This is a genomic window from Exiguobacterium sp. UBA6282, assembly GCF_002440475.1.
In the GTDB taxonomy this organism is placed as follows: domain Bacteria; phylum Bacillota; class Bacilli; order Exiguobacteriales; family Exiguobacteriaceae; genus Exiguobacterium_A.
This window is the reverse complement of the sequence record NZ_DJUM01000055.1, coordinates 5,781-20,916: the sequence shown is the minus strand read 5'-3', so window position 1 is coordinate 20,916 and position 15,136 is coordinate 5,781. Positions and strand designations below refer to the sequence as shown.

The following is a 15,136-nucleotide window of genomic DNA, read 5'->3' as shown; positions in this document are numbered from 1 at the left end:
AAGGATGCGTCAGGTACGATCTATACGTATGATGTCAATACGAATACGAACTATAATTCCGATGCCGAAGCTGCTGCAGGACGCTACGGCATGCTTGAACTGGCGAAGTTCCTCGGAGCTGCTCTTGAAACAAGCACAGTAAAATAAGAATCTGCTCCCGCCCTGTCACCGGACGTTACAAGACCGGATGACAGGGTATTTGTATAGAAAGGGGGCGGATCTATGATTACGTGGAGAGAAGAACGACAGCTCGATATCCCGATTGAGGAAGCATGGCACTTGTTTGATCACACGCGGCTGCAACGTCTGATTCCGAACGTCGTCCAGCATGAGGTGATTGAACGAAAACCGGGTGTCGTCGGTTCGACGTATCGTCAAACGTACATGCAGGGCAACCGACTCGAAACCTACATCGTGACCGATTTAGCCTATACGAATGAGCCGGACTTTAAACAAAATACGATTGGATTCACGTTAGCTAAAATATTTAAGATTGAGATGACGTTTACGCTCAAACCACTTGGACACGCTCGTTGTCTGTTGATTTATACAGGAAAAAATGAAGGGGCAAACTTCGTTGGGAAAAGTCTCTTGTCACTCGGTGGCGAACGAGAAAACGAGAAAATTGTTCAGGCCTTGTTGCAACGTGTCGAAGAAGAGGCAGCGAAACAAAAGAAGAACAATGCATGAAAAAACGGATTCCCGCGCCTGAGAATCCGTTTTTTCATATCTTATCGATTCGTATACGATTTGTGACCACTCGGTAAAACGGATAGGCAGTCGACACCTTGATAACGTTCTCGTTTTCTATCGCTGGATCGAGCGATTTTGGATTATCAAAAAGCTTAGTTACCGACTACTATTTTTAAGTATAAATACGGTTATTAAATTTTCATTTAATCCAAAGATTATATCGTTACGATAGTCGACGCAAACGAGAAATCTGTGAATCATCTTGAAGCTCCTTTAATGGTCGAAACCGAACAGCTCGTAATTCTTGTTGATCAAGCGATAGTTCAGGATCAATCCCGAGTCGAGGTTCAGGACTATCTAAGACACGGCGAACGAGAAAACATGTCTCTGTTCCTTGATCCATTGAAATCTCGTAAAGTTTCCGTTCGACCGTGACGTGAAGATGCGTTTCTTCTAACACTTCTCGCACGACGGCATGCTCTTTAGTTTCACCGTTCTCGACACCTCCGCCGGGTAACGTCCAAAATGTCCGGGAAGGGGTATGTAACTCGACCATTAGAATCTGTTGCTCTTCAATCAACGCAGCGCATACGCGATGTCGCAAATCGCATTCCTCCTTCAACGTGTTCAAAAAAGAGACCGAAACGACAGTTCCGGTCTCTTTTAAAATCATTGTGCGTATAACGCTGTTAATTGCTGTTGGATCGTATCGTTGTTCAAATACTCATCGTATGTCGTTTCTTTATCGACGATACCGTTTGGTGTCAACTCGATGATGCGGTTCGCGATCGTTTCGACGAACTGGTGGTCATGCGAGCTGAAGAGCATTGCGCCTTTATAAGCGATCAAACCATCGTTGAGTGCCGTGATCGATTCGAGATCCAAGTGGTTCGTTGGATCGTCGAGTACAAGGACGTTAGCACCACTGAGCATCGCTTTTGAAAGCATACAACGGACTTTTTCGCCCCCGGATAAGACAGATGCTTTTTTCATGACTTCTTCTCCTGAGAAGAGCATCCGACCGAGGAATCCACGGAGGAACGTATCGCTCTCATCTGCCGGTGAATACTGACGGAGCCAATCGAGGATCGTCTTATCCGAGCCTTCGAAGAATTCCGAGTTATCTTTCGGCAAGTATGATTGGGAAGTCGTGACGCCCCATTTGAATGTACCGCTGTCCGGTTCCATCTCACCCATAAGGATTTTGAATAGTGTCGTGATCGCGATATCGCTCTGGCTGATGAACGCGACTTTATCCGTCTTGTTCAACGAGAAGCGGACATTATCAAGGACTTTGACGCCATCGATCGTCTTCGAGAGACCATCGACCATCAAGAGATCATTTCCGATTTCGCGTTCTGGCGTAAAGCCAACGAACGGATAACGACGTGATGATGGACGAATGTCGTCGAGTGTGATTTTATCAAGCAATTTCTTCCGTGACGTCGCTTGTTTCGCTTTCGAAGCGTTTGAGCTGAAACGTGCGATGAAGGCTTGAAGTTCTTTAATCTTCTCTTCTTTTTTCTTGTTTTGGTCACTTGCCATACGCGAAGCAAGCTGACTTGATTCATACCAGAAATCATAGTTTCCGATATACAGTTGGATCTTACCGTAATCAAGATCCGCCATGTGCGTACAGACGTTGTTCAAGAAGTGACGGTCGTGGGAAATGACGATGACCGTGTTTTCGAATCCGATCAAGAATTCTTCAAGCCATTTGACAGCTTTCAGGTCGAGTCCGTTTGTCGGCTCATCGAGTAAAAGAATGTCAGGTTTACCGAACAATGCTTGGGCAAGCAAGACTTTAACTTTTTCAGATCCTGTCAGCTCAGCCATCGTTTTCGAGTGAAGGTCTTCCTTGATGCCAAGTCCTTGTAGAAGCATCGCTGCTTCCGACTCCGCTTCCCAACCGTTCATTTCAGCGAATTCACCTTCGAGTTCAGCAGCACGCATGCCGTCCTCATCTGAAAAATCTTCTTTCATATAAATCGCATCTTTTTCTTTCATGACTTCATAGAGACGTTTGTGTCCCATCATGACTGTTTCGATGACTTGGAATTCTTCGTATTCGTAATGGTTCTGGCGAAGGACGCCTAAGCGTTCGCCTGGTGTGATGATGACATCGCCTTGTTGTGCTTCAATGTCACCAGCGAGAATTTTCAAGAACGTTGATTTACCGGCACCGTTCGCACCGATCAGACCGTAACAGTTACCTGGCGTGAACTTGATGTTAACGTCTTCGAATAATTTTCGGTCCGCAAAGCGAAGACCGACGTTTTGTACTGTAATCATATAGAGATGAACCCTCGTTTCTAGTAAGTGATGTGCTCATTCGAGTGTACCACAAATCATGATCTGTCGTAGAGCAGGCAAAGTTCTTTCCATATTAGGACAGAAATTAAAAATAAGCAACCGGATATTTAAAATAATGAAACATTTTCCAGATGGATGCGTAGAAGAAAGTAAGGAATTCGCTAGAGGAGGGGTTAGATGGCCATCTTTTTCACGTTATTGTTTTTCGCCCTCATCGTTTTGCTTGGCATGGAACTCTATCGCTATATCCAAGAAAAGATTGATAAAGGAGATTCAGAATGAGAGAAATCAAACCGAAGAAAAAAATTCGTCCATCGATGATCATCGCTGGTGTACTTGTATTAGCCCTGCTGGCTACAACGCCGTTCGTCGTCGAACAAATCGAACCCGGACAAGTTGGTGTCGTTTATACCCCGTCAAGCGGTGTCAAAGATGAGACGTTATCGCAAGGCTGGCATGTCGTTTCACCAATCACACGGGTGACGGAGTATCCGATCCGTACACAGACGAAATCGCTTGATAACATGACGCTTGCGACTAAAGACGGAAAGAACATCGTCGTCGACTTTACATACAGCTTCTCCGTTTCGCCGGATAAGGTGACAAAAGTCTTCAACAAGTTCGGACCGATCGAAATCGATGAGATTGCCAAAGGTTACTTGAAACAACGACTCTATGATGCGTCGCGTGAGCAAATCTCGAAAGTTACCGTCCTTGAACTGTTCGGTGAAAAATCAGGAAACGTCTCGACGAGCATTCAGACGCAGTTTGCAGAAGACGTCAAGGACATCGGTTTCATCATCGAGGATGTCGCACTCGGTGCACCAAAACCAGATGAAAAGACACAGGAAGCAATCGATGCGCGTGTCAAAGCGTCGCAGGAACTCGATAAAAAGAAAACGGATCTTGAAATCGCTAAAGCAGAGGCAGAACGTCTTCGCGTAGAAGCAAAAGGAGCAGCCGATGCGCGTTTGATCGAAGCTCAAGGGTTGGCAAAAGCACAAAAAGAATTACAGAAGACGTTGACGAAAGAAATGATTCAATACGAAGCTGTCAAGAAGTGGGACGGGAAATCTCCACTCGTCAGTGGATCAGGGAGTATGGTTCAACTACCGATTCCTGACGGTACGACACAAGAAAAAAACTAATTGAAATATGTCTAAGATAAACCGCTTAAAGACCACAACGGCAGACGTGAAAAAAGCAGATTCTCAGCGCTGAGAATCTGCTTTTTGATTAGTGCGAAGCTTGTTCAAAACCTTGAGCGATGGCAATGATGACTTGTGTTGCTTTCACCATGTTATCGATAGAGATGAACTCGAACTTGCCATGATAGTTCTCACCGCCGGTAAAAATGTTCGGTGTCGGAAGTCCCATGTATGAGAGTTGTGATCCATCTGTTCCACCACGAATCGGTTTAACGATTGGCGTAATATCAAGCGACTCCATCGCTGCATGAGCAATATCAACGATGTGCATGTGGGGCTCGATTTTTTCACGCATGTTGTAGTACTGATCGTGTAAGTCGATTTCCACACTACCAGCACCATACTTTTTGTTCCACTCATCGACAAGGGCAGACAAGAAGTGTTTCCGTCCCTCGAAGGCTTCACGATCAAAATCACGAATGATGTAGTCGAGCGTCGTTTTTTCGACCGAACCGTCAAATGAAATCAGATGGAAGAATCCTTCAAAACCATCCGTGAATTCAGGAGACTCTTCTCCGGGAAGACGATCGTGGAACGCCATCGCATGTTTCTGCGAATTGACCATCTTATCTTTTGCTGTTCCCGGATGGACATTTGTTCCGTGGAAGACGATTTTAGCCGCCGCCGCATTAAAGCTCTCGTATTCAAGCTCACCAAGCGGACCGCCGTCGACCGTATAAGCATACGTGGCATCGAACGCTTCGACATTAAAGTGATGTGGTCCACGACCAATCTCTTCGTCAGGTGTGAAGGCAACACGAATGCGACCATGCTTAATTTCCGGATGTGAAATCAAATGATGCATGGCTGTCATGATTTCTGCGATTCCGGCTTTATTATCGGCTCCGAGTAATGTCGTCCCATCTGTCGTCATCAAGGTGTGACCGACGTAGTTGTGCAGTGCAGGAAAATCAGTTGGCGATAGAATGACGGATGGCACTTCACTTAACGTGATGGGATGTCCGTCATATGCTTCCACGAGTTGTGGACGGACATTCGTACCTGTGAAGTCTGTCGCTGTATCGAGATGAGCGAGAAAACCGATTGTTGGAATGTCTGCGTCTGTATTGGCAGGTAATGTCGCCATGACATAACCATTATCATCAACGGTGACTTCTTCCATGCCAATTGTCTTTAATTCTTCTACGAGCAAACGAGCTAGTGTCCATTGCCCTTCTGTCGTTGGAACAGTCATACTCTCATAGTTCGACTGTGTATCGACTTTCACGTATGTAGTTAGACGATCAATCAATTCTTGTTTCAAATCAAAAACGTCCCTTCTCGTCATAAGATATCTTCATCATAGCATGAACGACTAATGTGAGAGAATTCTGAATCATGATAGAATAATATTGAAAAAGGGGGAATTCTTCATGAGAGCATTCGTAGTCGATCAGTACGGAAAAAATGCATCACTTACAGAAAAAGACGTCACACCCGAAAAAGCGGGGAAGTACGAATTACGGGTTCAAATCGAGGGGTCAAGCATCAATCCACTTGATACAAAGATGTTTTTCGGACATGTGGCGGCGGCTTCAACGACTGGAATTCTCCAGGGTGATGTAACGGGGAAAGTGATTGAAATCGGGGAGGGTGTGACGTCTTTTTCTGTCGGCGATCGCATCGTCGCATTCGGCGGTGGACTTGGAAAACGCGCCGGTGCGTTAGCGGAAGAAATGCTTGTGCCTGAACAAATGGCAGTCTTACGACCGGAAGGGGTATCGGCTGAGGTTGCTGGTTGTTTACCGGTGATTGGATTGACAGCAATGGAAATTTTAAAAGAGCGAATCGCGATTACCCCAGGAATCCGCGTATATGTAGCAGGCGGAACGGGTGGAGTGGGACATCTTACCGTTCAACTGGCTCGTCATTATGGATGTGACGTTACAGCGAGCGCCTCTTCTGACGAGAAGGCAGCTTGGCTAGAAGCAAAAGGGATTCGCATTCACCGGTACAAGGAAGAATCAGCTGAAACATTGCTCAAACGACTCGATCTGGATGGATTCGACGTCATCATTGATACAGTGGGTGGTGACCATTTACAAGAATCGTTCATACTCGCAAAAGAGCGGGGACGCATCATTTCGATCGCGACACGGACGACACAAGATTTAACGATGATGCATAGTAAAGCCTTGTCACTCGAAGCTGTGTTCGTCGCGCTCCCGTTGCTAAAAGGAAAAGTAGAGGAGATGAAGCAACAGCAACATCACTTAGCAGAACTCATTCGTTTAGTGGAAGAAGGAGTGATTGAAATACGGATTGAAGAGCAGATTCCCTATGAACGCGATGCGTTAAACGATCTCTATCAACGATTTGATCAAACATCACACTTTGGTAAAGTGAGTATATATCCAACCCATTAAAAATGATTCTCCATTCATTTTACATTTCCTGTTAAAAATATAAAAAATCCGTTACTGAAAAATTCAGTAACGGATTTTTTAGATAACACATCATTTACGACGAACGAGAATGCTTTTTGGAGCGAGTTGTGGCATGGAAGGAGGAGTCGGGAAATCTTTCTGCTCCGGCTGCTCCCACACGACTTCGAATTTTTGACGCAACTTGTTGAATGCTTGCTCGACAGCTTTTTTCAATTGTGATGCATCAAGAGCAGGACTATCTGTCGTAATCGCAAGCAGTCCTCCACGATTCGTCAAATGAATGACTTTTTGGATCCAAAGGGCGAGATCCTGTTCCGTCCGAAACTGACGCGTCCGTGTATTGACTTGTACGGGCGGATGGAACAAGACGACGTCAAAACGAGTCTTCTTATCCGCTTGTTCGATGTAGTCGAACGCATCCTGAACTAAAATCTTCTGTTTTTCGGGAGTAAAACTGTTCAACATAAGATTATCTTTTGTCTTATTTCGACTACGTGTCGAGAAATCAACGCTTGTCGTTCGGGCGGCTTCACCATAAAGGGCAGCTACCGTTAACGTTCCTGTATCGGAAAAGAGGTTAAGTACGGTCTTTCTTTCGACCGAATCGAGAAGGATTCGGCGAAGTTCACGTTGGGCAATGTCAAAACCAGTCCGCATACCAGCATCCAAGTCATATTCATACAACACACCATATTCTTGTGCGACTTCAGGAAAATCGCCTCGTTCGCCTTTCAAAAAGTCGTCGCCTTTGACGGGTTGAAGATCGACGAGGAAGTCTCGTTTTTCATAAATGCTTCTATAATTCAGTAGTGATTCAAGAGCTTCAAGAATCAGTGGGCGGAATGTATAGATGCCTTCATTTTCGAATGTAATGAGGTAATGATGATCATAACAGTCAATCGTCAAACCACCGATACCATCTCCTGCACCGTTAAAAATACGGAAGGCTTCTGAATACTCTTCAAAAAATTCGTTTCGTTTGTCTAATGCTTGTTCAAAAAGTTGTTTGAAGAAGTCGACATCAATCGCTTCTTGCTCGTCCATTGAGAGAGTCCAACCGACACCTTTTTCTTGCTTGCCAAAATAACCAGTCGCGAGGTATTCTTTATGTTCTGTCATCAGATGGAGCAGTCCGCCTGCCTCTTTGACATGTTGTAAGGCTTCGAACATTTCCTTGCGTAACGCGGGATATCCGCTTCGAATCGATTCAATCCATTCTGGTTTGACAACGATCGGATAAAGTTCACGAGACATGTAAGTTTCCTCATTTCTACTTGTGGATAAGTGGCATAATTATACCATAAATGGAGTTATCCACATGTGGATAACTGGATATAAAAGAATGATATCCCTAAAATCAATCCTATGTTGGTCTTTTGATTTTTTTGTTTTTTGATCATAAATAAAATCTTCCAAATAAAGCGAGAGTGGGGATAGATCGTGCAAAAAGACATTGTAAGTGTAATGAAAAAGTTAACAAAAGAGTGGTTAAAATCGTTGTCTGATCAATATAATGTATCATTTAAATCAGAAAAGAATAAGCAAATATTAGATGGAAAGCGTATCGGAATAAGAGGGGCAACGGGTGGAATGTATGGAATTCGAGATACGAAAGTAACCGAATATGATTATCTTATTTTTTGTATTACTACTGAGGAGGAGTTAGTCAGAATAGATGATATACAATTTGTATTGCTGAATCAAAATGAAGTAATCAACTTAAAAAAAGATCTGAACAGTTCAGATAAATCATTTAAACTGGAAAAATTTCATCCCTTTATGACGTTTGATACTTTCGAAAGCAAATTTAAAGAATACTTTGCTTTTCAAATAGACTACTATACAGACGAAAGTGAAGTACTTAACTCGCACATTGCTGAAAGTCTACTAGAAGATGAGCGTTATACAGAAGGCGAAAAGCGACTCGCTACGCATTACATAACAGAACGAAATGCAAAAGTAGTTAAAAAAGCAAAAGAACAGTTTGCAATTAAACATGCTGGTCAATTATTCTGTGATATTTGTGAGATGAATTATGAGGAAGTTTATGGAGTTATCGGGAAAGGTTACATTGAAGCGCATCATAAAAATCAATTAAGTATAAGTGGTATAACAGATACTCAGACTGAAGACTTAGCTCTATTATGTGCAAGTTGCCATCGAATAATTCATAAATTAATGAGACAAGATGAAAATGCCTCTTACGAGATGCTAAAAAGGAAGATACAAGGTTCTTTGAAAACTCCTTATCGTTATTGAGTTCAGTAAAAAATACTCCTTTAACTGTGATTTAGAAAATGCATAGTTAAAGGAGTATTTGATTTCTAATTGTTGAAAATTAACTTACACGCGTTCTACAACAGCCTCAAGCGATACTTTGACATTACCAGCCAGTGCCCGCGTAATCATACACGAACCTTCTGCTTTTTCAGCGAGACGTTGCGCCTTCTCCACATCACGATCCGACAGATCGGCTGGTAATAAGAGTTTCGGACGATGAATGATCGCATCGTATGTGAAGACGCCGTTCGTGACATCAACGATGCCTTCAGATTCCATCGTTAAGGAGACTTTTGGGATGTTACTACGCTCAAGCATTGCGGCAAGCGTGATGATATAGCATGTAGCAGCTGCCCCAAGCAACATCTCATCTGGATTCGTGCCAACCCCTGGACCATCCATAGCGTCCGGAATTGAAATTTTTGTTTTTAACTCACCTGTCTCGATCTGACCGACATCATTGCGATTTCCCGGCCAGTCTGCAGTTAAATGAAAATGGTGCTTCATGATCAATCGCCTCCATGCCTCCATCATACGAAGTTCAGCATGATTTTTCGCCTATTCTGCTCATGTGCATAAGAAGAGAACGATCAGCTAAAAATTTGGTCGATTTTTTCGATATCCTCTTGCGATAACTGAACGTCTAACGTACGCAACGTATCTGTCACCTGATCCGGGCGTTTCGCACCAGGAATGATAGCATCGATGCCATCTTGTGCCAAATACCAGGCGAGTACGACGTGTGCGACTTCCGCATCGTGTGCGTCTGCGATCGGACGCAGTTGATCGACTTTTGCGAGGTTTTGTTCAAAGACGTCTTTTTGGAACAACGGGTCGTTTTTTCGTAAATCATCAAACGTCGTCTCTTTCGTATATTTCCCTGCCAATAATCCAGCGGCGAGTGGGAAGTACGGAACGAAGGACATGCCGTTCTCAACGATGTATGGAAGTAACTCTTTTTCTGCATCCCGTTTAAACAGATTGTATTCTCCTTGATAGACGTCGACATGTCCGTCCTTGTTCGCTTCCTTCAGTTGTTCGAGTGAAAAATTCGAGACACCAATCGCGCGAATCTTTCCTTCTTTTTTCAGTTCAGCAAGTGCAGCGACGGCTTCATCCTTCGGTGTCGATTCATCTGGGAAATGGATGTAATATAAATCGATATAGTCTGTTTTAAGACGTTTTAAACTATCTTCGACCGATTGACGGAGAAAGTCAGGTGAGTTGTTCATGACGACGTTTCCGTCAACGAACTGATGCGCACCTTTCGTCGCGAGGACGACATCTTCTCGAGCGACCGTGTCGTGCCAGACTTCACCGACGAGTTCCTCCGAACGTTCTGGTCCGTAGATGAAAGCTGTGTCGAGGAAATTGATCCCTTGCTGTAACGCGACACGAACGAGATCGCGTCCGGCTTGCTCATCAAGATTTGGATACAAGTTGTGTCCACCGACAGCATTCGTACCGAGACCGATTGGGTGAACGAATAGGTTAGATTGACCGAGTTGAACATGTTTTGTCATGAAAATGACCTCCTTAAACGATATCGAGTGGTTCTTTTTTTGTTGGTGCTGGGAACGCTTGATCAAGTGCAGCTAGCTCTTCTTTTGTTAAATTCAAAAGTGCGGCGCGACCGTTGGCTTCGACATGATGTGCTTGTCCTGCTTTAGGAATTGCGATGACGTCACCTTCACGCATCGCCCAAGCAAGTAAGATCTGTGCCGGTTCAACACCATGTGTCTCAGCGAGTTCCTCGACGGTCGGATGATTCAGGAGTTGATCACGCAGTGAACCACCTTCAGCTAGTGGGCAATACGCCATTACTGGAATACCATGTTCGCGTAGTAACGGGAGCAGTTCATACTCAATTCCGCGTGAGCCGAGGTGATAGAGTACCTGATTGACAGCACACTGATCACCGTTCGGTAATGCTAACAGTTCTTTCATGTCTGATACGTCAAAGTTCGATACACCCCAACGGCGAATCTTGCCTTCTTGTTTTAAGGCTTCCAGTCCTTCAACGGTTTTCTTAAGTGGAATGTCGCCACGCCAGTGAAGAAGATAGAGATCAAGATAATCCGTACCGAGACGTTCAAGCGATTTGGAACAAGCTTTTTTTAACGCTTCCCCACCAGCGTGATGCGGATAGACTTTCGAGACAAGAAAGACTTCTTCGCGTCGATCAGCGATCGCGTCACGAATTAATTCTTCAGAAGCACCTTCCCCGTACATTTCTGCCGTATCGATGAGTTCCATCCCGCTGTCGAGACCGACGCGGAGTGCTTCGATTTCAGCTTCATGTTTCTCCGATTCTTCTCCCATCCGCCATGTGCCTTGTCCAAGTGCCCGAACGTGCGTCTGATCGGGAAACGTCACTGTTTTTTGCTTTAATGCAGCAAGTATTAGCGTCTTTTCTGTTGCGTTCATCGAATTCCTCCTTTAAGTAGAGAGACAATAGTAGGGTTTACCACGCGAACTCTGAACAAAAACGTCTTCTTCAAGAGAAAGAGACGTCACCAATGCTCAAATAAGGGACCATGATCGCCGAGGACGGGATCTTTTTTGGGACGCATTACCTGGCGGATACGCTGAAGGTTTTCCGGGCGTTCACTTGTTTGCCCGGTCAACGTATCGTAGTCTTGACCATTCGGATAGGCACCGATCACACGGAAGTGTCGACTTGTATCAAGCGCTTTGTGTCCTGTGCCTGCAGGAAGTAAGAGAACGTCTCCACTCGTCAAGGTGAAGGTCTTACCGAGTGGACCACCGAGTTGGACAGTCGCATGTCCTTCGAGGATACCAATCACTTCATGGGCGATGCTATGATAATGATGAAAATCAAAAATGCCATCTACCCAGCTATTGCGCCAGTCATGTGAATGGAAAGTCTGTTCGATGCGTGACGGTTCTTCAAATGCATGCCGATAAATCAACACCGGAAAATTAGGGTTATTCGGAATATGTCCGTCATCCTCAAAGTAAAATACCTCAACACGCATCTTCGTTGCTCCCTTCTCTGATGTGGTACAAAGTAATAATTCCCTCTATAAATACCCGTAATTAAATATCATCAATCGTCCGAGCATCTTTATGGCGTAACGAATCGGGAGGTGCTACGATGCTTAAGTTAACGAAATTACAAAGGAGGCTTTCCGATGATCGCCATCGAAGCAAAGTTAGAAGTACAACCCGCAAAACGAGAAGAATTTTTAGCAGCAACTAAAACATTAGTAGAAGGATCGCGTGCTGAAGCTGGAAACATCAGCTACGATCTGTTCCAAAGTACAGAAGACGAAAATGTCTTCATGATGATTGAAAAATGGGAAGACCAAGCTGCGATCGAAGCTCATAACACAAGTGCTCATTTCGGACAATTCGTTGCATTTGCTCAAACAGCTCTTGCTAAACCATTGGACGTTCAATCATTCCAAGCATAATGAAACGAGTTAGAAGCGAATGTAACACATAAGGAAGGTATTCTAGGTTTTGTTGATCTAGGATATCTTTCTTTTTTGTTTTATACAACGCGCTCCTTCGCTAGTTTATCTTCAGATGAAGATTTGATTAAAAATGTTCCACTTTTCTTTTACAATCACATAACATTTCATTAAAACTGTTAGTTTTTCCCTGAATAGGGCATTATTCTTATAAAGACACGAAAAGGAGGCCTTTATCATGAATGATCGAACAGATGCCACACAGTCGAAGCAATCATTCTTCAAGATGCCTCATACATATGCCATCATCATGGCGATTCTCATTATTTCAGTCATCTTGACGTACACGCTTCCAGCAGGACAATTCGACCGTGAAAAACAGGATGGTCAGACCGTCGTTATCGATGGTACCTATCGCGCGGTGGAGTCTGCACCCGTCAATTTCTTTGGTTTATTCGAAGCGATCCCGAAAGGAATGGAAGCAGGCGCTGCGATCATCTTTTACATTTTCTTAGTCGGTGGTGTCTTTGGCATCATTCGTCAAACGGGTGCCATTGAAGCGGGAATCAATCAATTGATTCGTCGGTTTGGTCAAAAGGGACACATCATGATTCCGATGACGATGTTCGTCTTTTCGATTGCCGGAGCAACAATCGGGATGGCAGAGGAAACAATTATCTTTGTACCGATTGGTATCATGCTCGCGCGTGCACTCGGTTATGACGCGATGACAGGAGCTGCAATCGTTAGTTTAGGAGCGGCGGTTGGTTTTGCTGGCGGGATGCTGAATCCGTTTACGGTAGGTGTTGCTCAATCGATCGCGGAAGTTCCACTCTTTAGCGGTCTTGGTTATCGAACCGCCGTTTATATCGTTTTCTTAGTCGTAACGATTCTTTATGTCATGACTTACGCACGGAAAGTCAAACAGGATCCAACGCGTAGCCTCGTTTATGATCTCGAACAACGTCGTGCGGAAGAAGCAGCAACGACGATTTCACGCTTTTCGAAACGTCATGCTTTTGTTTTACTGATTTTGATCGGTGGAATCACGCTCAACGTCATCGGAATTTTCGAGTGGGGCTGGTATTTGACGGAACTGACAGCCTCGTTCTTGATCATTGGACTGATTGCTGGGATCATCACACTCGGTGTGAACGGTACTTTTGAGAGTCTGATTGACGGGGCGAAAGCCGTGACGTTCGGTGCATTGATCGTTGGCTTTGCCCGTGCCATTGTCGTCATTCTTGAAGAAGGTCGTGTCATTGACACGGTCATTTACGGCTTATCGAATGCCGTAGGACATTTACCAACGTTCTTCGCTGTCATCGGAATGTACATCGTACAACTGATCACGAATTTCTTCATTCCATCGGGGAGCGGGCAAGCCGCGACAACGATGCCAATCATGGCACCTTTATCTGACTTACTCGGTATCGAGCGTCAAGTAGCTGTTTTAGCATTTCAATACGGAGATGGATTGACGAACATGATTTTTCCGACAAGTGCGCATTTGATGGCGTTTCTTGCGATCGCAGGCATTCCGTATGAGCAATGGTTACGTTTCGTCTGGAAACTCTTCGCGATTTGGATTGCTTTAGCGTGTGCCGCCTTATTACTTGCTGTGACGCTAGGTATTCAATGAAGTCGACCTTTCGGACATCTGTCCGGAAGGTTTTTCTGTTGCAGGAATCGGGAAGCGTTATCACGAACGGGTAGAGAAGTGACTAAAGGGGGAACTGAAGTGACATATTCAATCGTTGGTTATTGCGAGAAAGAACAAGCATGGGGTGTTGCTGTCCAATCGAAATTTTTAGCTGTTGGGAGTGCTGTTCCGTTTGCGAAAGCGGGAGTAGGTGCTGTAGCGACACAATCATTTGCAAATACGACGTATGGCCCTGAAGGGTTGCAGATGATCGAACAAGGCGCTTCAGCGGATGAAGTGCTTCGTCGATTAACGGAAGCGGATGAAGGGCGAGCAGATCGTCAAGTCGGAATCATCGATGCGCAGGGCAAAAGTGCGACTTTTACGGGAGAGAGATGTAACGACTGGGCAGGCGGAATTGCGGGGAAACATTTTGCGGCGCAAGGGAATATTCTTGTAGATGGCAATACGGTCAAAGAGATGGCACGTGTCTTTGAATCGACGCAAGGGCCACTCGCAGAACGGCTGTTGCGTGCGTTGGCTGCGGGGCAAGCAGCAGGCGGGGACTCGCGTGGGATGCAATCAGCAGCACTGCTCGTCGTCAAGGAAGGTGGCGGGTACGGTGGATTCAACGATCGCTATATTGATCTACGTGTTGATGATCACCCGAATCCAATTGAAGAACTCGAACGCATCTATCAATTGCACACACTTTACCTACAACCGAGTAAGCCGGAAGAAATCAAGCCCATCGATGATGCGTTAGAGTCGGAGTTGATGGATAAATTATTGACACTTGGCTATCGCGGTGATTTCGAAGAAGCGCTCCGGACATATCTGCATACGGAAAACTTTGAGATGCGCGAACAAGCGGATCGTGCGATTGATACACGTGTCCTCGCATACATTCGATCCCAATGAAAACGACAGGATGGACCAAAGTCCATCCTGTCGTTTTGTTCATGCTTGCGTCGACTGAGCACGAATCGGTACTTTAAATCCGGTCGCGATGAACCGTTCCATTTCCGGTTCCGATTTAGCATTCAAGCCAACCGTCCCATCTCCTTTTAGTGCCACATTCGTTAACTTGACGCGATTGATGTCAGGACCGATCGTAATCCCGTGTTTGGCAGAATCCTCGATCCGGATATCCCGAAGGCGTACATCCTCAGCTCC

General features: G+C 45.0%; 16 protein-coding genes and 1 pseudogene (1 of these 17 running past the window's edge). 8 read left to right on the top strand and 9 right to left on the bottom strand.

Annotated features, from left to right (window positions below; translation table 11 throughout):
* Together B2751_RS14655 and B2751_RS14650 are read left to right on the top strand one after the other, a co-directional pair.
* Positions 1–147, top strand: the final stretch of a protein-coding gene (locus B2751_RS14655) for an ATP-grasp domain-containing protein (protein ID WP_290775459.1). The gene continues 747 nt to the left of window position 1, outside the view; 147 of the gene's 894 nt are visible here — the last part of the coding sequence; its start codon lies off the left edge, out of view; the stop codon is at positions 145–147.
* A gap of 75 nt (positions 148–222) precedes the next feature.
* Positions 223–690 (top strand): hypothetical protein, encoded by a 468-nt coding sequence (locus B2751_RS14650; RefSeq protein ID WP_035411867.1) that lies wholly within the window; start codon positions 223–225, stop codon positions 688–690.
* A gap of 226 nt (positions 691–916) precedes the next feature.
* On the opposite strand, the gene B2751_RS14645 is transcribed toward B2751_RS14650, so the two are convergent.
* Both B2751_RS14645 and B2751_RS14640 read right to left on the bottom strand, forming a co-directional pair.
* Entirely contained in the window at positions 917–1,297 is a 381-nt protein-coding gene (locus B2751_RS14645) for an NUDIX domain-containing protein (protein WP_052019147.1), read from the bottom strand.
* A 65-nt stretch (positions 1,298–1,362) separates the two neighbouring features.
* Positions 1,363–2,985 carry an ABC-F family ATP-binding cassette domain-containing protein gene (locus B2751_RS14640; RefSeq protein ID WP_035411871.1) on the bottom strand — a complete coding sequence of 541 codons (1,623 nt, stop codon included), beginning with the start codon at positions 2,983–2,985 and terminating at the stop codon, positions 1,363–1,365.
* A 299-nt stretch (positions 2,986–3,284) separates the two neighbouring features.
* Here B2751_RS14640 and B2751_RS14635 point away from each other — a divergent pair, with 299 nt between their 5' ends.
* Positions 3,285–4,154, top strand: a complete 870-nt coding sequence (locus tag B2751_RS14635) for a prohibitin family protein (protein ID WP_058713675.1) — start codon at positions 3,285–3,287, stop codon at positions 4,152–4,154.
* An 88-nt stretch (positions 4,155–4,242) separates the two neighbouring features.
* Here the strand turns inward: B2751_RS14635 and pepT are convergent, their stop codons facing one another.
* On the bottom strand, positions 4,243–5,478 hold the full coding sequence (gene pepT / locus B2751_RS14630) for a peptidase T (RefSeq protein ID WP_290775456.1): 1,236 nt from the start codon (positions 5,476–5,478) through the stop codon (positions 4,243–4,245).
* A gap of 109 nt (positions 5,479–5,587) precedes the next feature.
* Here pepT and B2751_RS14625 point away from each other — a divergent pair, with 109 nt between their 5' ends.
* The gene (locus B2751_RS14625) at positions 5,588–6,580 is read left to right on the top strand and encodes a zinc-binding dehydrogenase (RefSeq protein WP_290775454.1); all 993 of its coding nucleotides are present in this window, start codon (positions 5,588–5,590) and stop codon (positions 6,578–6,580) included.
* Positions 6,581–6,670: 90 nt separating this feature from the next.
* Here the strand turns inward: B2751_RS14625 and B2751_RS14620 are convergent, their stop codons facing one another.
* Entirely contained in the window at positions 6,671–7,855 is a 1,185-nt protein-coding gene (locus tag B2751_RS14620) for a class I SAM-dependent rRNA methyltransferase (RefSeq protein WP_290775452.1), read from the bottom strand.
* Positions 7,856–8,041: 186 nt separating this feature from the next.
* Between B2751_RS14620 and B2751_RS14615 the strand changes: the two genes are divergently transcribed.
* Positions 8,042–8,860, top strand: coding sequence for an HNH endonuclease (locus B2751_RS14615; protein ID WP_290775450.1), 819 nt, complete (start codon positions 8,042–8,044; stop codon positions 8,858–8,860).
* 84 nt (positions 8,861–8,944) lie between these two features.
* Here B2751_RS14615 and B2751_RS14610 read toward each other — a convergent pair whose 3' ends face one another.
* The 4 genes from B2751_RS14610 to B2751_RS14595 all read right to left on the bottom strand — a co-directional run bounded on the left by B2751_RS14610 (position 8,945) and on the right by B2751_RS14595 (position 11,880).
* Positions 8,945–9,391 (bottom strand): OsmC family protein, encoded by a 447-nt coding sequence (locus B2751_RS14610; protein ID WP_156359014.1) that lies wholly within the window; start codon positions 9,389–9,391, stop codon positions 8,945–8,947.
* Positions 9,392–9,471: 80 nt separating this feature from the next.
* On the bottom strand, positions 9,472–10,404 hold the full coding sequence (locus B2751_RS14605) for an aldo/keto reductase (protein WP_035411898.1): 933 nt from the start codon (positions 10,402–10,404) through the stop codon (positions 9,472–9,474).
* A 13-nt stretch (positions 10,405–10,417) separates the two neighbouring features.
* A complete protein-coding gene (locus B2751_RS14600) occupies positions 10,418–11,308 on the bottom strand; it encodes an aldo/keto reductase (RefSeq protein ID WP_290775447.1) in 891 nt (296 codons plus the stop codon).
* An 86-nt stretch (positions 11,309–11,394) separates the two neighbouring features.
* The gene (locus B2751_RS14595) at positions 11,395–11,880 is read right to left on the bottom strand and encodes a cupin domain-containing protein (RefSeq protein WP_035411904.1); all 486 of its coding nucleotides are present in this window, start codon (positions 11,878–11,880) and stop codon (positions 11,395–11,397) included.
* Between the two features lie 156 nt (positions 11,881–12,036).
* On the opposite strand from B2751_RS14595, the gene B2751_RS14590 reads away from it, so the two are divergent.
* The 3 genes from B2751_RS14590 (at position 12,037) to B2751_RS14580 (ending at position 14,881) form a co-directional block, all read left to right on the top strand.
* A complete protein-coding gene (locus B2751_RS14590; RefSeq protein WP_035411908.1) occupies positions 12,037–12,318 on the top strand; it encodes a putative quinol monooxygenase in 282 nt (93 codons plus the stop codon).
* A 238-nt stretch (positions 12,319–12,556) separates the two neighbouring features.
* Complete coding sequence (locus B2751_RS14585; RefSeq protein ID WP_056064783.1) at positions 12,557–13,960, top strand: YfcC family protein; 1,404 nt, start codon at positions 12,557–12,559, stop codon at positions 13,958–13,960.
* Positions 13,961–14,059: 99 nt separating this feature from the next.
* Positions 14,060–14,881: a DUF1028 domain-containing protein gene (locus B2751_RS14580; RefSeq protein WP_035411914.1), complete on the top strand. Its 822-nt coding sequence runs from the start codon at positions 14,060–14,062 to the stop codon at positions 14,879–14,881.
* A 39-nt stretch (positions 14,882–14,920) separates the two neighbouring features.
* On the opposite strand, the pseudogene B2751_RS14575 reads toward B2751_RS14580, so the two are convergent.
* Positions 14,921–15,136 (bottom strand): annotated as a pseudogene (locus tag B2751_RS14575) (pectate lyase); the annotation flags it as partial.

Bases quoted from the DNA above. Each gene is read 5' to 3' on its own strand.
- B2751_RS14650 (WP_035411867.1), top strand. From the start codon at position 223: ATGATTACGTGGAGAGAAGAACGACAGCTCGATATCCCGATTGAGGAA.
- B2751_RS14640 (WP_035411871.1), bottom strand. From the start codon at position 2,985: ATGATTACAGTACAAAACGTCGGTCTTCGCTTTGCGGACCGAAAATTA.
- B2751_RS14635 (WP_058713675.1), top strand. From the start codon at position 3,285: ATGAGAGAAATCAAACCGAAGAAAAAAATTCGTCCATCGATGATCATC.
- B2751_RS14625 (WP_290775454.1), top strand. From the start codon at position 5,588: ATGAGAGCATTCGTAGTCGATCAGTACGGAAAAAATGCATCACTTACA.
- B2751_RS14620 (WP_290775452.1), bottom strand. From the start codon at position 7,855: ATGTCTCGTGAACTTTATCCGATCGTTGTCAAACCAGAATGGATTGAA.
- B2751_RS14605 (WP_035411898.1), bottom strand. From the start codon at position 10,404: ATGACAAAACATGTTCAACTCGGTCAATCTAACCTATTCGTTCACCCA.
- B2751_RS14600 (WP_290775447.1), bottom strand. From the start codon at position 11,308: ATGAACGCAACAGAAAAGACGCTAATACTTGCTGCATTAAAGCAAAAA.
- B2751_RS14595 (WP_035411904.1), bottom strand. From the start codon at position 11,880: ATGCGTGTTGAGGTATTTTACTTTGAGGATGACGGACATATTCCGAAT.
- B2751_RS14590 (WP_035411908.1), top strand. From the start codon at position 12,037: ATGATCGCCATCGAAGCAAAGTTAGAAGTACAACCCGCAAAACGAGAA.
- B2751_RS14585 (WP_056064783.1), top strand. From the start codon at position 12,557: ATGAATGATCGAACAGATGCCACACAGTCGAAGCAATCATTCTTCAAG.